Source organism: Acinetobacter sp. BWR-L5 (assembly GCF_039655985.1).
Classification (GTDB): Bacteria; Pseudomonadota; Gammaproteobacteria; order Pseudomonadales; family Moraxellaceae; genus Acinetobacter; species Acinetobacter johnsonii.
Window position 1 is genome coordinate 1 of sequence record NZ_JAGFEV010000008.1, and the last position, 21,391, is coordinate 21,391.

Here is a 21,391-nt window from a genome sequence, read left to right on the forward strand (position 1 = left end):
CAACTGGTTTTGTTAATTATTTTTAAACTTATTCAAGACTTCCAGATTCTACCACTTGGGCTAAATCCTTGTTTCTCAACAAGTTTTAATCAACATCACCGCCGATGGATGTGCATTCTACAGCATTTCTAATCCCTTGCAACACCTTTTCTCAATAAATATTTCTGCATGTTTATTTTTCAAACTCATAAAAATATAAGTTACTGTTATTTATATAAAATATTATTTAATAAATTTATATACTTCCTAATTAGCGCCTTAAACCGCACCATCACATTCGCACAAATTAAACTTAATATATTGTTTTAATTCATTTAAATAAAAATATATCGAAATAATATTTAAATATTTTATTTAAATCGCTGTTTCTTTCTACTTTTTATGGTGAATATCCACTCACAATGCTGTTTTCTCAGTCAATTTCTATCTTAGAACCCAAAACAGCCATTCTATTTCTAGAATGGCTGTTTCCAATCATCACAATATATTTAGAACTTCATACTGATACGCGCCCAATAATTACGTCCAATATTATTGAATTGTTCGGTTGCAGCATAACCAAAACCTGAACTTCCAAGTTTATTCAAATGCTCGGCATAGTTTTTATTCAGCACATTATCTATTCCGACTGAAAGGTCTAGATCTTTTTGGATATTATAAGTCCCATTTAAAGACAAGGTTCCAAAACCTTTACTGTCTTCTAAATCGTATCCAATGATATTGCCTTCTCGATAACTGGTACGATCTTGTGCTGCCACCACACGCCATAACAAACCGAGATTATATTTCTCTTGCACATAGCGTAGATTGAAACGTCCTTCTAATGGTGCAATTTGCGGTAAAGCGGTGTGATCCGTTGTATTTTCACCCCATGCATACATGGCACTGATGTCCGCTTGAATTTGATCAGTAAACTGGTATGCCACACCTGCTTCAGCACCTGCAATGGTTGCATCGACATTTCGGCTTTTGGCTTCCAACCGCCCCATTGAACCTGTCGGAGTATATGTCACTAATATATAGTCTTGAATCAAACCTGCATAAACTGAAGCCCAAGATTTAAATGCACCCTGTTCATATTGATAACCTGCATCAAACTGCGCGGTTTTTTCATTCTCTAAATCGGCAAAGGTCGTACCTGTACTTTGATGGTATTTGGTACTAAACAATTCCCAATAATCAGGCACACGCTCTACATAACCTAATCCTGCGTAAGTTTTAACATGTTCCGCAAGTTCACTTTCAATTCGAACAAAACCACTTGGCAGGGTTTCTTTACGCTCTGTATCTGTGGCTAAGTTATCAATCTTCGCTTGATCGACGCGTGCACCTGTCACCAGTTTATGCTGATCATTGAATGCATAACTCAGCTCACCGAAAGCCCCATAAGACTCAAAATCCATATCTCCGACACGAGCTTTATTTTGATAAGGAGACATTAAACTGCCACTACGTTTAGTATGCTCATTTTTTTGACTATCAATACCTGAAATAAGTTGTAATTGCCCCCAGTCCTGCGTCATAGCAATCCGTGCATTTAAAGTCCTACGAGCAACATTTGAAGCCATCGGCATTGACATACCATCTGCAGGATTAAATTTTCGCAAACTAAAATTATCCATGACATGATCGTTATAGCTATAGTCCACTTGCGCTTCGACTTTCTTGATCACCTCACTAATGTTTTTCTTTTCAACATGTAAACCTAGACTTTCACGAGCAAACTTAGAGCCATCCATGCTACGTCCAGCATAGACTGCCTCACCATCACTCTTCCCACCTTTCAGCTCTACCCATGTGTCCTCATTCGGAGTCCAACCCAACGCGAGATCTGCATTCCACTTTTCCCAATCGGACGGAACCGTATTGCCAGCTCCATCTTGATAACTATCTGCAATCGAACGGTTGGCATTTAAACGTGCGTATTTCGTTTCATCACCAACAGCGGCTTCAACATTCTGATCCAAACGACCGTAAGAACCAAGCATGACACTGGCTTGCCCGCGATAAGGTTTCGCGGAAGTGAGCTGCTCCGGCTCACGTTCAAAAATAACAGTTGCAGCTGAACCGGTATGCGCATACTGAACAGTTTGTGGCCCTTTTACGACCGTGATTTTGTCGTAGCTTTCAGGAGAAACATAAGAAGCAGGATTATCCATACGGCTTGGGCATGCACCTAAATTTTCCGTACCATCTGTGAGGATTTTAATACGTGAGCCAAACATACCGCGGAAGGTGACGTCACCATTCGCGCCACCATTTTTGATTTGGTTAAAACCCACAATACTTTGTAGGTAGGCTGCACCATCAACCGCAGGAATTGGCTGAGTGGGTTGTTTAGCGTCGGCATGTACAATCAGACCATGGGCATCATTGCCCTGCTGAGCCGTCACCACGATAGGCGCTAAAATGTGTGCGCTGTCTGCGTCAGCGGCAAATACTACGCTTGAAAAACAAGCAAGGGAAATCGCAGCCGCAAGAGGCTGTAAAAAGAATGTAGGCTGAGCCATTTTTATTCTCACTGAATCTATAAATACAACTAGGCTAGAGTCCGTTAAGACCCGAAAATATATGTCTAGGTTTATACAAACAGTGGCGGTGCTCGCCCTTGCGGTAGTAAAAAGAGTTGTTGCAGTGCAAACCAAACATGCGCAAAGGCTTTTTGGAATGCAATTAAACGGACTTGAATACGGTCCAGTACCGCTTTTAACTCTAAATCAGGCGGCAGCACGAGATTGCCATATACCGTACAGTATTGGCATTGATGACTTGCATCATGATGATTGTATTCGGCAGATTTTGAACCGAGTTCATGCTGAGCCTGCATTTCATGATGATGTGTGGAATGCTTTTCAGCATGAGAACTGAGATGTTCAACTGGTTTGAGTAAAAGCGCACGCGAAATGGTTTCACAGACCGGCGCAATTTGATATTGCGTCGGTAGTAAAGGCTGTAAAAAAACAGCAATCTGTAAAAACACGGCTACACAAGAGAGTAGCAACGCAGCTCTAAAAAACAATCCATTCCATCCGAATTGAGAACGCGGCCAGTATAACAAAGCCCAATCGAAATTGGGCTCACTTTAAAGATGATTTTTAAGCAAAAAAAACTTAACCGCGTTTTACAGCTACTTTGTCTTTTTGGCGCTGACGAGTCAATTTTTCTACTTTTTCACGTGCACGTTGACGCTTCAGTGGTGACAAATAGTCGACGAACAATTTGCCATTTAAGTGATCCATTTCATGTTGAATGCAAACAGCGAGAAGTTCGTCAGCTTCGATCTCAAATGCTTGACCTTCAAGGTTAATTGCTTCGATCTTTACGCGTGACGGGCGCTCAACTTTGTCGTATATTTGGGGAACTGATAGGCAGCCTTCTTCATAGGGCTGCGTTTCTTCAGTCAATGGGGTAACTTTGGGGTTAATGAATACCAAAGGTTGATCTTTATGTTCAGATAAGTCCATGACAATCAGCTGAATATGGCGATCAACTTGTGTCGCGGCAAGTCCAATGCCTGGCGCTTCATACATGGTTTCAAACATATCTGCAGCCAGCTGACGAATTTCATCAGTAACTTCTTCGACGGGTTCTGCAATGGTACGAAGACGGGGATCAGGAAAACTTAAAATAGGTAATAAGGCCATACTGCGTCCTCAATTATGCCATTGATCAAAAAACCAAATGAAGGGAATGCTTGATCAAAAAAATGTGTGTAATATCGTTATTATAACGCAACTACATACATAATTTTAGGAATTATGATAATGAAAAAGGTTTTTATGGGCATGCCATCTTTTAGTGCCTTGGGGTTTAAGCAACACATGTTAGCACTTGCGGTTTGCGTAAGTGTTGGCGCAGGCGTCATTTCAACAGCTCAAGCGGCGCCTACACGAAATTACAATCCACCTGCTTTAAAAGCCAATGCACCGAATGTTTATGTGGTGAAAAAAGGCGATACCCTGTGGGATATTTCTAAACGTTTCCTAAATAATCCTGTGCGTTGGCCTGAAATTTGGGCCAGCAATAGACACGTCAAAAATCCGCATTGGATTTTTCCAGGTGACCGCTTACTGATGTGTACTCATGAAGGCCGTCCAATTATTGGTAAAGACGAAGGCGATGGCTGTGAAGGGATTATTCGTCGTTATACAGGCGGCACTAAACTTCAACCTCAAGCACGCGTTGAGTCTTTAAACAATGCCATTCCTGTCATTCCACTGGAATACATTAAAAACTGGCTTGAACACAGCACTATTCTTTCAGAGGAATCTTTGGAAGGTACACCGTATATCGTTGGTGCTGCCGATCAGCGTGTGATTGCAGGCAAAGGTCAAACCGTTTATGCACGTGGCCAAGGCATTGAAGTCGGTCAACGCTACGCGATTTACCGTGAAGGCGAACCGTACATTGTGACGGATGCAGAGGGCAAAAAACAAAATCTAGGTCTAGAATTGACTCAGGTTGCTTCAGCCATTGCCATTCGTGGTGAAAATGACATGTCCACTTTAGAAATCACAGATTCGTATAATTCTGAAGTACGTCGTGGTTATCGCGTACTGCCTGAATACGACGCCATGCTTCCAACCTTGTTCTACCCAACACATGCACAAGATGTGACTGGGGGTGGACAAGTGATTCGTGTTCAAGGTTCGATTGGTCTAGCTGCGAAGCATTCAGTTGTAACCATTGACCGTGGCACAGTGGATGGCGTTCAATCGGGTTATGTGTTCTCGGTTAGTCAAAAGGGTCAAGAAATTCGTGATCCGAAAACCAATGAAAAACTGACCCTTCCAACGGAGCGTATCGGCAACATCATGGTATTTAAAACCTTTGACCGTGTCAGCTATGCTTATGTGCTCGACAGCGAACTACCAATGAACTTGGGCGCGAAAATTTCTCCCTCTGTAGTGGATGAATAATCCGTTGCCTTAAGGTGTATATATGCTGAACTCTTTATCACATGAACAGATTGCAACAATCACCCTGTGGTATTTAGTTCAGCATTCTTTATCGAGCTTTCAAAAACTACAGCAGCATTTTGGCACAAGCACAAAAGCTGTTGCTGCCTCCAATCTTCAGATCTGGCCAAATCTCGGCTTACACAAAAGCCATCTACAACGTGTCGCAGAAATCCAAACGCCTGCTGGCCAACTCAAATTACAAACTTTACTGCAGGACGTCCAAGCCAGCTGTGATTTTATTTTACTTGATACTGACAGTCATTATCCCTCGCAGCTGCTGCCCTATGCTGACCGACCACCGATTTTATTTGGTCAGGGCAATCCACAAAGTTTACTCCAACCTCAAGTTGCTATCGTCGGCAGTCGAAAACCCAGTCCGCACGGCAAACAAGTGGCTTATGACTTTGCTTATTACCTCGCCGAAAAAGGCTTTTATATTTGCAGTGGTTTAGCTGAAGGCATTGATGCTGCGGCGCATCAGGGCGGCTTAAAATATCAACGTACCATTGCAGTGATGGGCACAGGCTTAAATCTCACTTACCCTTCCCAACATCAAGCCCTGCGTACGCAAATATTAGAAAATAATGGCTGTATTATTACTGAATTTTTACCACATACACCGCCTTTACAGCATAATTTTCCACGGCGGAACCGCATCGTCAGTGCATTGAGTTTAGGGGTTGTGGTTGCAGAAGCCGCACTCAAAAGTGGCTCTCTAGGAACCGCCCAAAGAGCTGCAGAACAAGGGAAAATCATTTTTGCGATTCCCGGTCATATTTACAGCGAACACCATCAAGGTTGTCATCAACTGATCCGAGAAGGGGCGATTTTGGTCGATCATCCTGAGCAAATCATTGAAGACTTGGCACTCCCCACTCAATGGCATAGCCAATCCCAGTCACAAGAAACCACCCCAAGTGCTAGTATTGAGATCCCATCTGATTTACTCGAACTTTATAATCAACTGGATTGGGTTGGACAAAATATGGATCAACTTAATTTCAAACTTAACATCGATATTGCCACACTCACTAGCCAGTTAATGGAACTGGAGATTTTAGGACTCGCACAACAACAGGCTGGCAATTATCTGCGTTGCCGTTCCAACCAATAAGGTTCACAATAACCCTTTATGAATCAATAAAAGGTACAAATTGTAATGATTACCACCTCTGTGACTGAAGCGGCGCAATGTTTAAAACAAGGTCAAGTTTTAGCATATCCAACAGAAGCAGTATGGGGTTTAGGCTGTGATCCGTATAACGAACAGGCCTTTTTAGATATTTTACAGATCAAGCAACGCCCGATTGAAAAAGGGGTGATTTTACTGGCTGGGCAAATTGCTCAAGTTGAACCACTTTTAGAACATTTAGATCCCCACATCCGCCAGCAAGTGATCGAGAGTTGGAGTGATCGCAGTCCATCAGAACGCGCAACCACGTGGTTACTACCAGCGAATGAACACATTCCGACATGGATTAAAGGCAATCATCCTAAAGTTGCTGTACGGGTAACCACACATCCGATTTGTGTGGCGCTTTGTAATGCCTTTCAAGGCTTTATTGTTTCCACTAGTGCCAACCCCGCTGGATTATCACCTGCCCGTTCACTACAAGATGCTAACCAATACTTTGCGCAACAAGTGAATTATCTGAATGGCGATCTAGGCTTGAGCCAAGAACCGAGTCGCATACTCGATGCCGAAACTGGCGCAGTGGTTCGTGCCTAAAAGCATGCTCTTTCTCAGGATTTTTACTGAAAAATAGACAAAAAAAAGCTCAGCCATATAGGGATGGCTGAGCATAAAAAAGGATGTGTAATCACATCCAGAGGGTCTGAAAACTGATGAGCAAACACTTAATACCCGTTTTGACATTGGCCTAAGTTTGCAGTGGGCGTATTATGTAGCAAATTGCATTTCTAAACAAATAGATTTTTTATATTAAAAACAGCGTTAAAACGCTGATTAATGGAGATAATTAAATTATAATTCAAATTATCTACCTATTTTTAATCAGCTTTTGCATACATTAAATACATAAACTATCTGAAATAGCATTAATAAATTAACTTATTAATGAATTATTCTATTAAAAAAACAACTCAAATGATCGTTTTTTAATCAATATCAATCCATCGAGTTTGCTAAAGGTGGCGTTTTTAATACTGTTTTACGCTGTGCCAGTAAAATACCACAGATAATGACCACGCCACCGACCGTATGATAAACCGTCCACGCCTCTTTCAACCAGACATAGGCAATCACTGCGGTAAAGACAGGCATCAAGTTCATGAAAATACTGGTTCGATTCGGCCCTAAATGGGTAATGGCCAACATCCACAGTAAAGGCGCAACCAAAGAAGGGAAAATACTGGCGTACATGACACTTGCCGCGTTTTGACTATTGATTGAATCGAGACCGAAATAGACAATGAAAGGTAAATGGTAAAGCAGTGCGAAAAAGATCTGCACATAGAGACTCAGCATCAAGGGAATTTGCAATTGCCACTTTTTCAAAAACACCCCATAAAAGGCATAGAAGAATACCGCAACCACCATCAGGACATCACCTAAATGCCCGCCCGATTGAACTAGGCCTGCAAGATTGCCCTGCCCAATGATATAAACCAAACCTGCAAAAGATAAAATACTCCCGATCATCGCAAAACGATTTGGAATATCTTTTAAGATCAGCAGTGAAACAAAAATCGTAAAGATCGGAATAAAGGCATTAATCAGCCCCATATTGGTTGCAGTCGTATAATGCGCTGCGGTATAGGCTAAACCCTGATACAACACCAGGCCAAATGCACTTAGCACTGCCAACTGACCTAAATGTGCTCGAATTAATACCCACTGCCGACATAAAGGTCGCACGACAAAAGGCGTTAACAGAATGAAAGCAAAGAACCACCGATAAAAACTAATACTGACTGGCGAAATGAAATCAGCTACATAACGCGTAACGACAATATTGATCGACCAAATGAGTACGGCAATGATAGGGAGACTCAAAGCCCAATACATACGTTGTGGTGTGGTACTCATTCTTTTTCCCGTTTAGCTTTTGTTTGCAAAATTTAAATGAATGGTAAAACATTTTTATGATTTATTCGAATATCATTTGGGTATCACACATAATTGATACATTTATCTTAAAATATAAAATTCATAAAAAACATAATATTAAGATAATGCAAAACTATACATTTCAATAAATTGATGCATTTCAGCAGCTTCACTCTACAAAAACACCATAGAACAATGTCAACGATCTCTGCATCGTATTGATGCTGTTCTAGCGAACGTATTTTTTAATTGATTGGTCATTGCTCTTAGACTCTGGCCTACAAAAACATATTTCCCGATAGAAGGATGTCGTTATGAAAAAGTTACTTTTAACCACAGTTTGTATGGCCACACTTACTTTGGCTGCGTGCGAAAAAAAAGGAACTGAGCCAGCCGTTGAACAAACGACGTCTGCATCTGAAGCGACCTCAACCGAAGCGACCACTATCGTTGCTAATCATAGCAATAATAATATTGCCGATATTCAAGCCGATTTGTTAGCCGTACAAACGCTATCGAATGCCAAAGCTCAAGAAGCCGCCGCGTTTCAAAAAGAAGTGAGTGCAACCTTAGAGAAAAAAGATCCCGCTCAAATTAAAAATATGGTTGAAAAAACAGAAACCTATGTGAAGCAATTTAATGATGAGTTAGATGCCTTAACCTTAAAAAGTGCTGAAGTAGATGCTTTACGTGAAAAAATGCAGGACGCCAATGATCTGGGTGTCAAGCTCACCAAAGAAAGTACAAAAACAACGCCAGATAGCGCGAAAATCACCGAACTTCAAAACAAAGCCACTGAATTGCAGAAATCGATCATTGCTGACGTAACGGCTTTGGAAGCGAAAGTCAAAGCGGCTCCAGCGTCTTAATGACCTCCCTACCCTTTAAAGCAAGCCTTGGCTTGCTTTTTTGTTGCGATCAATCCGCAAATGGGCGTGACTTTGTCGAACGCTTCCAACACAATAAAATGCACATCGTATAAGGACACGCAAATGAGCACTTCGATTTATAATATTCCAGTCAAATCCATTCAGGGCGAAGACATCAACTTAAACCAATACCAAGGTAAAGTTCTCTTGGTGGTGAATGTGGCATCTAAATGTGGCCTCACACCGCAGTACGAAGGTTTAGAAAAACTCTATCAAGACAAAAAATCACAGGGTTTAGAGATTCTAGGTTTTCCTGCCAACAATTTCTTGGCACAAGAACCGGGTTCAGACGCTGAAATTCAAGAATTCTGCTCTTTAAACTATCAAGTGGATTTCCCGCTTTTTTCAAAAATCTCGGTTGCTGGGGATGATAAGCATCCGTTATATGAAACGCTCACCCAAGCGGTGCCTGAACGCATTGGTGAAGGCCCTTGGTGGAAAGACTTGGTGGACTATGGTTTAACACCGAACGAACCACCTGAAGTGCTGTGGAACTTTGAGAAATTCTTAATCAATAAAAATGGCGAAGTGGTTGCGCGTTTTGCACCAGACATTACGGCCAATGATCCGCGTATTGTCGATGCTATCAATGCTGAATTGGCCAAATAAGCCGAAAGCTGTTTATAAGCAGTCAGATTTAACGGCTGCTTATATTTTATTTTTTAAATGAATAATGGCACTCGAATCGGTTCGATCTTCATGATTCCTTCGTTATTTTGATGATTTTACAACACTTCATTCACGATCAATCAAACACTTCACTCTATGATGCATCTATCCGCTCAAGACAACCCGAAGTAAAGCTCATGAATACATTTATAAAAGCAGCTATTTTATCTATCCCAACCGCATTGATTGCCCTTCCTGCACTAGCAGCACCACAAGAACAACATCAGCAACATCAAGCAGCTCAGTCACATGGACATGCGCAAAAGCAGACATCAAATGGACATCAACAGCCAGCCCATGCCACTGTCAAAAAAGCCAACCGTCCATCTCAAGACTGGAAAGCAGGTCAAAAACTCCCAAGCGCTTACCATAGCAATGCCTATAAAGTAGATCACCAAAAATACAAAAAACTCAGTAAACCAGGTAAAAACCAACAGTGGATTAAAGTGAATGGCGACTATGTACTGACAGACATTCGCAATCATTCCATTATTAAAATCATTGCTGGCTAAACTGCTGTAAATGAAGAGTGCTCAGGCACTCTTTTTATTTTAAAAAGTTTTGTTATGACTTTGAAACCCAGCATTTTATCTACACATTTTGCCCTTATATTAAAAAACACATAGCCCAATATTGATTTGATGATGAAAAAGCTTTTACAAAACTTGGTTCTTCCTTTTGCACTGTTTAGTTCAGGCATCCTACTCATTGGCTGTGAGCAAGCAACAGAGCCGAATCAGCAAGACATCCAGACTGAGTCATCTGAGCAACACCAATCAGCGAATACACAAAGTCCTGAAAAAGCTGAACTGAAAAGTGGCAACATGCTCTATATCGTGCGTGATGTGGCAGATATGCAATTAAAAGCAGGCGAATATGTCACTCAGCTGCAAGAAACCCAAAGTGATTTGCAGTCCGCAATTGAACAGCACGATCAGCAACAGTTGCAACACGCCGCGACAGCTTTACAACAACAGCTCACAGGTTTCAATAATGCCTTGAATGGTCTGAATCTTAAAACCCAAGAAATCAATGATATCCGTGAAAAATTACTGTCTGCCAACCAACAAGTGTTAGATTCACCTTTTTTAAATGGACAGGTGGATTTTAGCCAAGTCGACTTTAAAAAGATGCAACAGCAAATGGGCACTATTCAATCTGAAATGTTGAAATTGGCTTCAATGATGATTCCTCAGCAAGCTGAGAATGATAGCTCAAACACAAACCAATCTTAAAACATTTAAATAGTGGTGCTTTCAACAATAGAGTAGGAGAAAATGACTGCAACCATTTTCTCCTAATTTGATTGAGGCACGATTTCACACATGCAGCTGATTATTTTTATGGGTATCCAAGCTTCGGGAAAATCGAGCTATTATCTGCTGAATTTGGCACATAGCCATTTGCGCATCAACCTCGATATGCTGAAAACACGGCATCGTGAAAAAATCATTTTTGAAGCAGGACTGGCCTCAAAAACCAAAATGGTGGTTGATAATACCAACCCTACGCCAGCCGATCGTGCGCGTTATATTGCCAGTGCTCAGGCCGCAGGCTTTGAAATTGTTGGCTATTTCTTTGAGACTGAGCTTAAAGGTGCACTGGAACGCAACCGTCTACGTGAAGGCAAAGCCCGCATTCCTGAAGTCGGAATCAGAGCCACCGCTCAAAAGTTTGAACCTCCACACTATGCTGAAGGCTTTGATACACTGTATAAAGTTCGTATTCTCGGGCAAGGTGAATTTTCAATTTCACCCATACAGATTTGAAGCTTTAATGAAAAAACATTAACTATTTCTCATTTTTAAGCTACCATGTACAAATAAGAAACACAGAAAAACATTTTTATAATGAAAAAAGTCATTCTTGTGATCGCCTGTTTAGCAATCATCGTCTTTGGCGGGATGCACTTTTTAATGCCTGAAAAAACCACGCCACACTTAACCCAGTTTTTTTCTAAAGAGCATAAAGAAGTTCAACGTATTCAGGACTGGCTCAAATACAAACAACAGCAGCAGTTACTTTTGGTAGATGTTACAAGCCCTGTCAGCCCCAAACAACAAGGCGCTTATGCTGAATACATCAAACAAAAAATTGAGTTCAACCGGCAAAATATTCAGCGCCTGCAGCTCAGCCGCTATCAAAGCAAAGCGTTTAAAGAGCTACAACAGCTCGAAATTCATGCGCTAGAACAATGGAATACCTTATTCCAAACGCATATTGTAGATGCCTTCATTGAACAGCAACATTTCACTGAAATTCCAGCCGAAGAATACCAACAATTTGATGCTGAAGCGCGCTATGCCTTACAAAAGCAAGAAGTTTTGGTTCTCGAACACTTACAACAATTGCTGCAACACAACAGCCCATATCTGTCTGACATCGATCATAGCCTACTCAGCGATTGGCTTTATTACCAACTGATGCAACATGAAATTCATCCCGTTATCTCTGAATGGTTGGAAGTCGAAACAGATATGCCTCGACGAAGCCGTCAAGATGCAATGCAAGACTTAAGAATTTATAAACGGTTTAACCCAAACACTGATGAATATAAGTACATCATGTCACTCGAAACACAGCTTTGGCATGCCGAACATCCATCTTCAAATTTGCTTGCACAACCATCCAATACCATGTCCAATTCGGATATCGAAATCGCCCCAGAGATTGTGATTCCTGAAGATGAACCTCAAGTTGAGCAAATCAAAAAGTTGATTGAGACTCAACACAATAGCGTTAGCCGCATGATGTTCAGCCAATTGCGTCAAAGCTTTTTGAAATAAATTTAAAATAATGCTTTGAGCTCACACCTCATCAAAACGAAGACTGTTCTTGAGTTTTGCTCTGTGCTAACCAATCTTTAAAAGCCTTTTGCATGGCGTGACGCTCATATGGCTTGGCTAAACGTGCTTCCATCATTGAGAAATCACCTTTGTAAGCTGCTTCAATCATGGCTTTGGTCAGCTCCTGAATACTCTCGCGACCTCGATGTTCATATTGTAATATTTCTTCTGAAGTCAGTACCAAGTCCCAACATGACACCACTGAGCTCATGTCGACTGCAATACTCAGATAATAATGCTCAAAATCTTGGTAAAGTTCCCAAAAGTGGGATTCATGCGCAATCAGGTTCATCTTCATCTTCGCTTACAGAGAAGTGTTTAAAATATAACTTCTGTTGAATAAAAGATATGCAACTTTAGATAGTCGTGCCCCTGCTAAACGAAATATATCAAGCATAGGAGCGCTGGTTCAGCTGAGTTTCAAAAATTGAGTATTCAAAGTATTCTACAAGCCAGCGTACAGTTAAAGGACGAAGCACTATCATGCAAAACAAAGATTGCATGTATGCAGCAGACCAATCCAGTCCATTTGAACAATGACAGCTAAGAAACCAACAAACTCATCATGAAATAAACAATTGACGCATTTTTATCAACAGACATAAAAAAAGCCACCTTTCGGTGGCTTTTTTTAATCTCAAACCGTCTCTTATTGAGCGCGGTTTTTGATTTTGCGGATGGTTTCCAACTGAGCAGCAGTTTCTGCAAGAGCAGCCAAAGCAGCAGCAGAGTCCAAGTCGCTCTTTTGATTTGCAAGCAATTGTTCAGCGTGTTTACGCGCTTCAAGAATTGCTGCTTCATCTAAGTTTTCTGCACGGACTGCAGTATCTGCAAGAACCGTAACAACATGCGGTTGAACTTCTAAAACACCACCAGATACATAGATTAACTCTTCTGTACCGTTTTCAAGCAGAACACGGATTGTACCCGGCTTGAGTAAAGTTACTAGTGGCGCGTGACCAGGCATAATACCCAATTCACCACCAGCACCTTTAGCAATTAGCATCGTTACAGTGCCAGAGTACAAAGACTCTTGGACACTTACAACATCACACTGCATAGTCGACATGAGAATCTCCTAAATTAGGTAACTAATTAAAGTTTCTCAGCTTTAGCAATTACTTCGTCAATACCACCAACCATATAGAACGCTTGTTCTGGAATGTGGTCATATTCACCAGCTAAAAGACCTTTAAAGCCACGAATCGTTTCTTTAAGCGGTACAAGTTTACCAGGAGCACCAGTAAACACTTCAGCTACGTGGAACGGTTGAGAGAAGAAACGTTGGATTTTACGCGCACGGTAAACAGTCAACTTATCTTCTTCTGCAAGTTCGTCCATACCAAGAATCGCGATGATGTCTTTCAATTCTTTATAACGTTGAAGAACGTTTTGAACTGAACGAGCAATCTCGTAATGCTCAGCGCCCACTACTAGTGGATCTAACTGACGTGAAGTTGAGTCAAGTGGATCGATCGCTGGGTAAATACCAGAAGATGCGATGTCACGGCTCAATACTACAGTTGCATCTAAGTGAGCAAACGTAGTTGCAGGCGATGGATCTGTTAAGTCATCGGCAGGTACGTATACCGCTTGGATTGACGTAATCGAACCAGACTTAGTCGATGTAATACGTTCTTGAAGAACACCCATCTCTTCTGCAAGTGTCGGTTGGTAACCTACTGCAGATGGCATACGACCTAGAAGTGCTGATACTTCAGTACCTGCTAGTGTATAACGGTAGATGTTGTCTACGAACAATAATACGTCACGGCCTTTGCCGTTTTCGTCTTTCTCGTCACGGAAGTACTCAGCCATCGTCAAACCAGTCAACGCTACGCGTAAACGGTTACCCGGTGGCTCGTTCATCTGACCGTAGACCATTGCTACTTTGTCTAGAACGTTTGAGTCTTTCATCTCGTGATAGAAGTCATTACCTTCACGAGTACGCTCACCAACACCAGCGAACACAGATAAACCTGAGTGCGCTTTCGCGATGTTGTTGATCAACTCCATCATGTTTACAGTTTTACCAACACCGGCACCACCGAACAGACCAACTTTACCACCTTTAGCGAACGGGCATAGTAAGTCGATGACTTTAATACCAGTTTCTAAAAGGTCAGTAGAAGCTGCTTGTTCAGCATAAGAAGGTGCTTGACGGTGAATCGGCAAACGCGCTTCAGTCGCAACTGGACCAGCTTCGTCGATTGGGCGACCAAGAACGTCCATGATACGACCCAAAGTCGCTGTACCCACTGGTACAGAGATTGGCGCGTTAGTATTCGTTACGTTCAAACCACGCTTAAGGCCTTCAGTAGAACCCATTGCAATAGTACGAACTACGCCATCACCAAGTTGTTGCTGAACTTCTAATGTAGTTTCAGTGCCATCAACGTGGAGAGCGTCATAGATCTTAGGAACGCTGTTACGTTCAAACTCGACGTCGATAACCGCGCCGATGATCTGAATGATACGACCGCTACTCATTGCTGTCTCCTCAATTCAAAATAATGTTAAACGGCAGCGGCACCACCAACGATCTCAGAAATTTCCTGAGTAATCGCGGCTTGACGCAGCTTGTTATAAATAAGTTGTAGGCTCTTGATCAAATCACCTGCGTTGTCCGTTGCAGCTTTCATTGCAACCATACGAGCTGACTGCTCACACGCGATGTTTTCGATCACGCCTTGATATACCACAGACTCGATATAACGAACCAATAAGCCATTTAAAAGCTCTTCAGCTTCAGGCTCATAGATATAATCCCAACCGTATTGACGGTTAAGGGTCTTGTTTTCTTCAGCAGTTGCTAAAGGAACAAGTTGTTCGATTTTTTGATTTTGAGTCATGGCATTGACAAAGCCGTTTGACACAAGATAAATACGATCTAACTCGCCTTTATCAAATGCGTCTAACATCACCTGTACAGAACCAGATAACTGTTCAAGGCTTGGTGTATCACCGACATTTGTCGTAGCACCCAGCACTTTACCGCCGTAGTTTTTAAAAAACGAAACCGCTTTTTGACCAATTAAAGCAAATTGAACTTCAATTGACTGCTCTTGTTGCTGTTGTACGTGTTTAACCACTTTTTTGAACAAGTTAATGTTCAAACCACCAGCAAGGCCACGATCTGAAGACACAATGATATAGCCAACGCGCTTAACCGGGCGTTCAACCATATAACGGTGTTTGTATTCAGGATTCGCTTGAACCAAGTGAGCAATTACACGGTGCATATTTTCGGCATACGGACGGCCTTGAGCCATGCGCTCTTGCGCACGACGCATCTTAGAAGCTGCTACCATCTGCATCGCGCGAGTAATTTTCTGCGTGCTTTTGATACTAGCTACTTTGGCGCGAATTTCTTTTAAATTTGCCATACGCTTAACCTAGTATTCGAAGGCCCTTTCGAGCCCTCGAAGGTTGATCCGTGAACCAAACCAAAACTAAATCCAACTGAAGTTGAAATTAGTAAGTTTGAGTCGCTTTAAAGCTTTCAATACCTGCTTTGATTGCAGCTTCGATGTCTTTGTTGTAATCACCAGTTTCATCGATGTTTTGCATTAACGCAGCATTTTCTGAACGGAAGTAAGAGATTAACGCAGCATCAAAGTCTACGATTTTCTTCACTTCAACGTCAGCCATGTAGCCTTCGTTAGATGCATAAATTGAAACAGCTTGGTCAGCAATTGAATATGGAGCATATTGTTTTTGCTTCATTAATTCAGTTACACGTTGACCATGTTCAAGTTGCTTACGAGTCGCTTCATCAAGGTCAGAAGCGAACTGAGCAAACGCTGCCAATTCACGGTATTGCGCCAAAGCAGTACGGATACCACCAGACAATTTTTTGATGATCTTAGTCTGCGCTGAACCACCAACACGAGATACCGAGATACCCGCGTTCACAGCAGGACGAATACCTGCGTTGAATAATGATGTTTCAAGGAAGATCTGACCGTCAGTGATCGAAATTACGTTCGTTGGTACGAATGCAGATACGTCACCCGCTTGAGTTTCAATGATTGGCAATGCAGTTAATGAACCAGTTTGGCCTTTAACTTCACCATTCGTGAATTTCTCAACATAGTCAGCAGAAACGCGCGAAGCACGCTCAAGAAGACGAGAGTGAAGATAGAATACGTCACCTGGATACGCTTCACGACCTGGTGGACGACGTAATAACAATGAAATTTGACGGTAAGCAACAGCTTGCTTAGACAAATCATCATAAATGATTAGTGCATCTTCACCGCGGTCACGGAAGTATTCACCCATTGTACAGCCAGAGTATGGAGCCAAGTACAACATTGCTGCTGGATCGGCTGCAGCTGCTGCTACAACAGTGGTATACGCCATAGCGCCAGTTTCTTCTAGCTTGCGCACAACGTTAGCAATAGTCGATTGTTTTTGACCAATAGCTACGTATACACATTTAATGCCAGAGTTTTTCTGAGCGATGATCGCATCGATCGCCATCGCTGTTTTACCAGTTTGACGGTCACCAATGATCAACTCACGCTGACCACGGCCTACAGGGATCATTGTATCTACTGATTTATAACCAGTTTGTACAGGTTGATCCACTGATTGACGCCAAATTACGCCTGGTGCTACTTTTTCAACAGCATCAGTTAATTTTGCATCAATTGGGCCTTTACCATCAATTGGGTTACCTAAAGCATCTACTACACGGCCTAAAAGTTCTGGACCAACCGGAACTTCTAATACACGACCTGTGCAACGCGCTTTTTGACCTTCTTGAAGGCTTAAGTAGTTACCTAAAACAACGACGCCCACTGAATCCTGTTCTAGGTTCAGTGCCATACCGTATAAGCCGCCGTCGAATTCGATCATTTCACCGTACATTGCATCAGCAAGGCCGTGAATACGCACAATACCGTCGGAAACCATAACAATGGTCCCTTCGTTTTTAGCGGTCGCGCTGGTGTCCAGATCGCCGATACGCTGTTTAATGAGCGCACTGATCTCGGATGGATTCAGTTGTTGCATTGCGCTATACCTCAATCTTTTTAAAGTTCAGTCTTCATATGCAATTAAGCAAGAAGACGAGTCCGCATTTTTTCTAGCTTGTTAAGCGCAGAATCATCTATCACTTGGTCGCCTGCACGAATAACAACACCAGCAATAAGCTCTGGTTTAACTTCTACAGAAACATTTACTGCAGCTTCGAATTTTTTCTCTAAAGCATGTGCAAGTAATTGTTCTTGTACAGAAGTTAATGGGAATGCAGATTCAATCACTACATCCACAGTATTGTTATTCTGTGATTTGAGCTGCTCGTATTCAGCAGAAATTTCAGGAAGAAGCGCCAAACGGTTGTTTTCAGCAAGCAATGTCAAAAAGTTTGACACTGCTGCAGTTTGGTCTTCGCCTAATACTTTTGCAAAAAGACTTACCTGCTCAGCAGGAGTAAGCTCAGGGCGAGTTAAGAAAGCTGAAAATGCTTCGTCTTGCACCGCAGCACTGAGCAAGTTCAATGCAGATGACCAAGAGTCAGTTGCATTTTGCTCAGAAGCGTAAGCAAATGCTGCTTTAGCGTACGGGCGTGCCAACGTCAAGAGTTCAGCCATAATCCGCCTCTCTTAAAGTTTAGCAGCCAGCTGAGTCAGCATGGCATTGTGAGCTTCAGCATCAACTTTTTGGCTAAGAATTTTCTCAGCGCCTGTTACTGCAAGATCAGCAACTTGTTGACGTAATTCTTCACGAGCAGAATTGATTTCTGTATCAACAGCTTCTTTTGCTTGTTGACGAATACGCTCACCTTCAGCTGACGCTTGAGTACGAGCTTCTTCTACCAATTGTGCACCGCGACGGTTCGCTTGTTCGATCAATTGAGCCGCTTGCGCTTTCGCTGCATCTAATTCAGCTTTCACTTGAGCTTGCGCATCCGCAAGATCAGCTTTTGCTTTTTCAGCAGCGTTTAAGCCATCAGCGATTTTACGCTGACGCTCACTAATCGCATTGATTAGTGGTGGCCATACAAATTTCATGCAGAATGCGACAAACATCGCAAATGCAATCGCTTGGCCAATCAATGTGAGGTTGATATTCATTGCTATTCCTCAATAGTTTAATTTAGGAATTAAGCTGATTAACCTACAAATGGATTAGCAAAGATGAAGAACAAGCCAATACCAACACCGATCATAGGCACAGCATCAAGAAGACCCGCGATTAAGAACATACGAGTTTGAAGTTGTGGAGCCAATTCTGGTTGACGTGCAACAGCTTCAAGGAAGCGACCGCCTAAAAGACCAAAACCAATCGCAGTACCTAAAGCACCAAAAGCGATCAAGATAGCAGATGCAATTGCAACTAGACCTAAAGTGAGTTCCATGATAATTCCTCAGAGGTTAGGTTTATACCAAATTAAATTAAAAAATTGTGCGCCCAACCATCCAGTGATAGTTAGGCATTACCATTAATGCTTTTCGCTTGCCATGCTCAAGTATACGATAGTCAGCATCATAAAGATGAATGCTTGTAGCGTGATAACAAGAATGTGGAAGATCGCCCAAGGCACAGACAACGCCCATTGGATCCAGAACGGTAATAATGCGATAAGGATGAAGATTAACTCACCTGCATACATGTTACCGAAAAGTCGCAGAGCCAATGAAACTGGACGTGCAAGGAATGTTACTAATTCAAGAATTAAATTCACTGGAATCAATAACGCTTTTGCAACTGGGTTACTTGGGTTAAATGGGTTAAGTGCTAATTCGCCAACGAAACCACCAATCCCCTTTTCGCGAATACTGTAGAACAAGATCAATACAAATACAGATAAAGACATACCTAGGGTAATGTTTGGATCTGTAGAAGGTACAACCTTGAAGTAAACGTGATGAGGATCCATACCAAATACACTTGCACCAATCAGTTGAGCTGTATACGGAATAAAGTCAACTGGGATTAAGTCCATTGCGTTCATGAGGAAAATCCACACGAAAATGGTCAATGCAAGTGGCGCAATTAAGCGTGATTTGCCATGGAAAGTGTCGCGAACACTTGAGTCCACAAACTCAATGATCATTTCAATTGCAGACTGGAACTTGGTTGGAACACCAGAGTTTGCAGCTTTCGCTACGCACCAGAACAACAAACAGAAAATCACACCAAGAGTGATAGACCAACCCATTGAATCCAAGTGAATAGCAGTGAACCCCATCTGTTGAGCTTCTTCAGCAGTCTCAGCCAACTTCCATGAACCGTCTGGCATTTTGCCATAAGTCATATTCGTCAAGTGATGCTTGATATACTCGGTCGAAGTAAGGGCATGTTCTTCAGCAGCCATAAATCACACCTGGTCAATGTCAAATACAAATAGAGAGAACGAACATCGCGTGCTGCTTGATATCTCGTCCATCTCCTAAAAAACTTTTCAATTTTTTGTAGTGCTTATTAAACTCGTTTTTGTTGACGCGACACCCAAAATGGAGCAACCCACGTCATGGTTTGAACGAGCATAAAACCACAAAACAACGCCACCGCTGACAACGGTTTGACATTGCTTAAAATTAAAATGAAACCAACAATCACAATTGCAAACTTACCCATCATGCCTTTATACATGTTCGCAAGAACTTGTTTAGAGGCGCGAGCTCCTGCTGCTCGAAACGACTGCCATGAAAAATAGCAAGTCGCAAGCCAACACACGAGCGCACCTAATGCTGCACTCAGGGCTGCGGTTGAGTCTTTCAGGACCCAGCCGATCAAGGCTGAAACAGGAATCATACATGCTTGTAAGAGGACTAAAGCTTTCGCTAATCGTCGGTCAATCAAGCGACTAGTTCGGCTCATTATTTATTCACTCACAACAATCATGCTTGACAAGTTTAGCTGATGATTATTTTTAATCGCAGGCATTATAGAGTTACACCCCTGAACATGCAATCTTTTCCCGACCTAAGTCGAGTTTTTTTCTATGTTTAAATTGCTTTTAAACTAATCAATTATTGTTTAATTTTTGCGTTACTTTCGCGCATTTAGCACACATTTATGCACATGATCGGCCAATTGCTTCCATGCGCTGACAAAATCCCCTGCCCCAGTCATGCTTTCGTCAACCGCTTGGAAAACCAATGGGTTCAACTTTTGATATTGTGCTTGACTGGCATGCACTTCGGCCAAAAGGCACATCTTTGAATAAGGGCGGCTGTCATTTAAGTATTTGATTTGCGCAACCGTAGGGGCAATATGTGGGTCATCTGTCAAGGCGCCTGCAAAGCGTAAGTTTAAAGGTCGCTCCAGGTATTGATAGGCATCATGAAAAGACCAATACGGGCGAGCTTGGGTACTTTGACTATATATAGCTGAGGCTTGCAACATTTTCTGAGCAAAGATTTTGGCATTGTTCCAGTAGCGCTCCTTATACTCAGGCATCTGCTGTGAACGCAGGCCTGCAATAAAGAAACCGATACGTACCGCATTGTTTGGGTCAAGCCAAACATGGGTATCAATGGTATTTTTTAAGGCATCACCACGGGTATTTCGTAGTGGTAAGGCATTGATAATGCCTGAATCTAAAATAGAAACTGCTTTATCATTGGGGGTCAGGAGTTTATCCAGCGGTGCTTCATGTGCTCGTCCCAACCAAATAACCAAGCCTGCATCCTGAATGATTTTACGATGCATTGGGGTCAAACTCACATCATGTCCAGATTGATCAGCCAACAATAAGGTTGGTTTTTCAATGCCTTTTGTCACTTCCTGTGCAATCAAGTAAATCGGCTGTGTAGAAACAACCAAGTCTTGCGTCCAAGCAACACTACTAAACAGCGCAAACGCAAAAAAAGCCAAGAAACGGGACATGGGGAGCAATCACTAGAAATACAATTAGTGTTATAATATAACAAATCGACAAAAATACCTATGCCTAATCGA

General features: G+C 42.1%; 24 protein-coding genes. 9 read left to right on the plus strand and 15 right to left on the minus strand.

All coding sequences use genetic code 11. The features are described from left to right. Window positions 1-488 precede the first annotated feature (488 nt). The 3 genes from JZ787_RS14045 to def all read right to left on the minus strand — a co-directional run bounded on the left by JZ787_RS14045 (window position 489) and on the right by def (window position 3,644). Window positions 489-2,510 (minus strand): TonB-dependent copper receptor, encoded by a 2,022-nt coding sequence (locus JZ787_RS14045; RefSeq protein WP_346312638.1) that lies wholly within the window; start codon window positions 2,508-2,510, stop codon window positions 489-491. 71 nt (window positions 2,511-2,581) lie between these two features. Beyond that, window positions 2,582-3,019 carry a DUF2946 family protein gene (locus JZ787_RS14050; RefSeq protein WP_346312639.1) on the minus strand — a complete coding sequence of 146 codons (438 nt, stop codon included), beginning with the start codon at window positions 3,017-3,019 and terminating at the stop codon, window positions 2,582-2,584. Window positions 3,020-3,110: 91 nt separating this feature from the next. Beyond that, a complete protein-coding gene (gene def, locus JZ787_RS14055; protein WP_004684452.1) occupies window positions 3,111-3,644 on the minus strand; it encodes a peptide deformylase in 534 nt (177 codons plus the stop codon). A gap of 120 nt (window positions 3,645-3,764) precedes the next feature. On the opposite strand from def, the gene JZ787_RS14060 reads away from it, so the two are divergent. The 3 genes from JZ787_RS14060 to JZ787_RS14070 are packed head-to-tail and all read left to right on the plus strand — an operon-like array spanning window position 3,765 to window position 6,690. Continuing rightward, complete coding sequence (locus JZ787_RS14060) at window positions 3,765-4,919, plus strand: LysM peptidoglycan-binding domain-containing protein (protein WP_168159500.1); 1,155 nt, start codon at window positions 3,765-3,767, stop codon at window positions 4,917-4,919. A gap of 22 nt (window positions 4,920-4,941) precedes the next feature. Then, the gene (gene dprA / locus JZ787_RS14065) at window positions 4,942-6,075 is read left to right on the plus strand and encodes a DNA-processing protein DprA (RefSeq protein ID WP_346312640.1); all 1,134 of its coding nucleotides are present in this window, start codon (window positions 4,942-4,944) and stop codon (window positions 6,073-6,075) included. A gap of 45 nt (window positions 6,076-6,120) precedes the next feature. After that, a complete protein-coding gene (locus JZ787_RS14070; RefSeq protein WP_346312641.1) occupies window positions 6,121-6,690 on the plus strand; it encodes a Sua5/YciO/YrdC/YwlC family protein in 570 nt (189 codons plus the stop codon). A 399-nt stretch (window positions 6,691-7,089) separates the two neighbouring features. Here the strand turns inward: JZ787_RS14070 and JZ787_RS14075 are convergent, their stop codons facing one another. Continuing rightward, window positions 7,090-8,010: a DMT family transporter gene (locus JZ787_RS14075; RefSeq protein ID WP_218289113.1), complete on the minus strand. Its 921-nt coding sequence runs from the start codon at window positions 8,008-8,010 to the stop codon at window positions 7,090-7,092. Between the two features lie 335 nt (window positions 8,011-8,345). On the opposite strand from JZ787_RS14075, the gene JZ787_RS14080 reads away from it, so the two are divergent. The 6 genes from JZ787_RS14080 (at window position 8,346) to JZ787_RS14105 (ending at window position 12,415) form a co-directional block, all read left to right on the plus strand. Then, complete coding sequence (locus JZ787_RS14080) at window positions 8,346-8,900, plus strand: hypothetical protein (RefSeq protein WP_346312642.1); 555 nt, start codon at window positions 8,346-8,348, stop codon at window positions 8,898-8,900. 123 nt (window positions 8,901-9,023) lie between these two features. Beyond that, complete coding sequence (locus JZ787_RS14085) at window positions 9,024-9,569, plus strand: glutathione peroxidase (RefSeq protein ID WP_004984048.1); 546 nt, start codon at window positions 9,024-9,026, stop codon at window positions 9,567-9,569. Window positions 9,570-9,766: 197 nt separating this feature from the next. After that, complete coding sequence (locus JZ787_RS14090) at window positions 9,767-10,141, plus strand: RcnB family protein (protein WP_346312643.1); 375 nt, start codon at window positions 9,767-9,769, stop codon at window positions 10,139-10,141. Window positions 10,142-10,273: 132 nt separating this feature from the next. Then, a complete protein-coding gene (locus JZ787_RS14095) occupies window positions 10,274-10,864 on the plus strand; it encodes a hypothetical protein (protein ID WP_346312644.1) in 591 nt (196 codons plus the stop codon). 90 nt (window positions 10,865-10,954) lie between these two features. Continuing rightward, a complete protein-coding gene (locus JZ787_RS14100) occupies window positions 10,955-11,398 on the plus strand; it encodes an AAA family ATPase (RefSeq protein ID WP_184118735.1) in 444 nt (147 codons plus the stop codon). Between the two features lie 81 nt (window positions 11,399-11,479). After that, complete coding sequence (locus tag JZ787_RS14105) at window positions 11,480-12,415, plus strand: hypothetical protein (RefSeq protein ID WP_346312645.1); 936 nt, start codon at window positions 11,480-11,482, stop codon at window positions 12,413-12,415. 31 nt (window positions 12,416-12,446) lie between these two features. Here JZ787_RS14105 and JZ787_RS14110 read toward each other — a convergent pair whose 3' ends face one another. The 11 genes from JZ787_RS14110 to JZ787_RS14160 all read right to left on the minus strand — a co-directional run bounded on the left by JZ787_RS14110 (window position 12,447) and on the right by JZ787_RS14160 (window position 21,319). Continuing rightward, entirely contained in the window at window positions 12,447-12,767 is a 321-nt protein-coding gene (locus JZ787_RS14110; RefSeq protein ID WP_148826933.1) for a hypothetical protein, read from the minus strand. A gap of 357 nt (window positions 12,768-13,124) precedes the next feature. Beyond that, the gene (locus tag JZ787_RS14115) at window positions 13,125-13,544 is read right to left on the minus strand and encodes a F0F1 ATP synthase subunit epsilon (protein ID WP_058868679.1); all 420 of its coding nucleotides are present in this window, start codon (window positions 13,542-13,544) and stop codon (window positions 13,125-13,127) included. 26 nt (window positions 13,545-13,570) lie between these two features. After that, complete coding sequence (atpD, locus tag JZ787_RS14120; RefSeq protein WP_004684425.1) at window positions 13,571-14,965, minus strand: F0F1 ATP synthase subunit beta; 1,395 nt, start codon at window positions 14,963-14,965, stop codon at window positions 13,571-13,573. A 26-nt stretch (window positions 14,966-14,991) separates the two neighbouring features. Next, entirely contained in the window at window positions 14,992-15,861 is an 870-nt protein-coding gene (gene atpG / locus JZ787_RS14125) for a F0F1 ATP synthase subunit gamma (RefSeq protein ID WP_004984038.1), read from the minus strand. A gap of 88 nt (window positions 15,862-15,949) precedes the next feature. Further along, the gene (gene atpA, locus JZ787_RS14130) at window positions 15,950-17,494 is read right to left on the minus strand and encodes a F0F1 ATP synthase subunit alpha (protein WP_004684423.1); all 1,545 of its coding nucleotides are present in this window, start codon (window positions 17,492-17,494) and stop codon (window positions 15,950-15,952) included. Window positions 17,495-17,538: 44 nt separating this feature from the next. Beyond that, on the minus strand, window positions 17,539-18,075 hold the full coding sequence (locus JZ787_RS14135) for a F0F1 ATP synthase subunit delta (RefSeq protein ID WP_004984037.1): 537 nt from the start codon (window positions 18,073-18,075) through the stop codon (window positions 17,539-17,541). A gap of 12 nt (window positions 18,076-18,087) precedes the next feature. Beyond that, window positions 18,088-18,558: a F0F1 ATP synthase subunit B gene (locus JZ787_RS14140; protein ID WP_004684420.1), complete on the minus strand. Its 471-nt coding sequence runs from the start codon at window positions 18,556-18,558 to the stop codon at window positions 18,088-18,090. A gap of 38 nt (window positions 18,559-18,596) precedes the next feature. After that, on the minus strand, window positions 18,597-18,842 hold the full coding sequence (gene atpE / locus JZ787_RS14145) for a F0F1 ATP synthase subunit C (protein WP_000424060.1): 246 nt from the start codon (window positions 18,840-18,842) through the stop codon (window positions 18,597-18,599). 84 nt (window positions 18,843-18,926) lie between these two features. Beyond that, window positions 18,927-19,802 carry a F0F1 ATP synthase subunit A gene (gene atpB, locus JZ787_RS14150; protein ID WP_004684418.1) on the minus strand — a complete coding sequence of 292 codons (876 nt, stop codon included), beginning with the start codon at window positions 19,800-19,802 and terminating at the stop codon, window positions 18,927-18,929. A gap of 107 nt (window positions 19,803-19,909) precedes the next feature. Next, a complete protein-coding gene (locus JZ787_RS14155) occupies window positions 19,910-20,308 on the minus strand; it encodes an ATP synthase subunit I (RefSeq protein ID WP_086210813.1) in 399 nt (132 codons plus the stop codon). Between the two features lie 171 nt (window positions 20,309-20,479). Beyond that, the gene (locus JZ787_RS14160; protein ID WP_125274321.1) at window positions 20,480-21,319 is read right to left on the minus strand and encodes a zinc ABC transporter substrate-binding protein; all 840 of its coding nucleotides are present in this window, start codon (window positions 21,317-21,319) and stop codon (window positions 20,480-20,482) included. Window positions 21,320-21,391 lie beyond the last annotated feature (72 nt).

Bases quoted from the DNA above. Each gene is read 5' to 3' on its own strand.
- JZ787_RS14045 (WP_346312638.1), bottom strand. From the start codon at position 2,510: ATGGCTCAGCCTACATTCTTTTTACAGCCTCTTGCGGCTGCGATTTCC.
- def (WP_004684452.1), bottom strand. From the start codon at position 3,644: ATGGCCTTATTACCTATTTTAAGTTTTCCTGATCCCCGTCTTCGTACC.
- JZ787_RS14060 (WP_168159500.1), top strand. From the start codon at position 3,765: ATGAAAAAGGTTTTTATGGGCATGCCATCTTTTAGTGCCTTGGGGTTT.
- dprA (WP_346312640.1), top strand. From the start codon at position 4,942: ATGCTGAACTCTTTATCACATGAACAGATTGCAACAATCACCCTGTGG.
- JZ787_RS14070 (WP_346312641.1), top strand. From the start codon at position 6,121: ATGATTACCACCTCTGTGACTGAAGCGGCGCAATGTTTAAAACAAGGT.
- JZ787_RS14075 (WP_218289113.1), bottom strand. From the start codon at position 8,010: ATGAGTACCACACCACAACGTATGTATTGGGCTTTGAGTCTCCCTATC.
- JZ787_RS14080 (WP_346312642.1), top strand. From the start codon at position 8,346: ATGAAAAAGTTACTTTTAACCACAGTTTGTATGGCCACACTTACTTTG.
- JZ787_RS14085 (WP_004984048.1), top strand. From the start codon at position 9,024: ATGAGCACTTCGATTTATAATATTCCAGTCAAATCCATTCAGGGCGAA.
- JZ787_RS14090 (WP_346312643.1), top strand. From the start codon at position 9,767: ATGAATACATTTATAAAAGCAGCTATTTTATCTATCCCAACCGCATTG.
- JZ787_RS14095 (WP_346312644.1), top strand. From the start codon at position 10,274: ATGAAAAAGCTTTTACAAAACTTGGTTCTTCCTTTTGCACTGTTTAGT.
- JZ787_RS14100 (WP_184118735.1), top strand. From the start codon at position 10,955: ATGCAGCTGATTATTTTTATGGGTATCCAAGCTTCGGGAAAATCGAGC.
- JZ787_RS14105 (WP_346312645.1), top strand. From the start codon at position 11,480: ATGAAAAAAGTCATTCTTGTGATCGCCTGTTTAGCAATCATCGTCTTT.
- JZ787_RS14110 (WP_148826933.1), bottom strand. From the start codon at position 12,767: ATGAACCTGATTGCGCATGAATCCCACTTTTGGGAACTTTACCAAGAT.
- JZ787_RS14115 (WP_058868679.1), bottom strand. From the start codon at position 13,544: ATGTCGACTATGCAGTGTGATGTTGTAAGTGTCCAAGAGTCTTTGTAC.
- atpD (WP_004684425.1), bottom strand. From the start codon at position 14,965: ATGAGTAGCGGTCGTATCATTCAGATCATCGGCGCGGTTATCGACGTC.
- atpG (WP_004984038.1), bottom strand. From the start codon at position 15,861: ATGGCAAATTTAAAAGAAATTCGCGCCAAAGTAGCTAGTATCAAAAGC.
- atpA (WP_004684423.1), bottom strand. From the start codon at position 17,494: ATGCAACAACTGAATCCATCCGAGATCAGTGCGCTCATTAAACAGCGT.
- JZ787_RS14135 (WP_004984037.1), bottom strand. From the start codon at position 18,075: ATGGCTGAACTCTTGACGTTGGCACGCCCGTACGCTAAAGCAGCATTT.
- JZ787_RS14140 (WP_004684420.1), bottom strand. From the start codon at position 18,558: ATGAATATCAACCTCACATTGATTGGCCAAGCGATTGCATTTGCGATG.
- atpE (WP_000424060.1), bottom strand. From the start codon at position 18,842: ATGGAACTCACTTTAGGTCTAGTTGCAATTGCATCTGCTATCTTGATC.
- atpB (WP_004684418.1), bottom strand. From the start codon at position 19,802: ATGGCTGCTGAAGAACATGCCCTTACTTCGACCGAGTATATCAAGCAT.
- JZ787_RS14155 (WP_086210813.1), bottom strand. From the start codon at position 20,308: ATGAGCCGAACTAGTCGCTTGATTGACCGACGATTAGCGAAAGCTTTA.
- JZ787_RS14160 (WP_125274321.1), bottom strand. From the start codon at position 21,319: ATGTCCCGTTTCTTGGCTTTTTTTGCGTTTGCGCTGTTTAGTAGTGTT.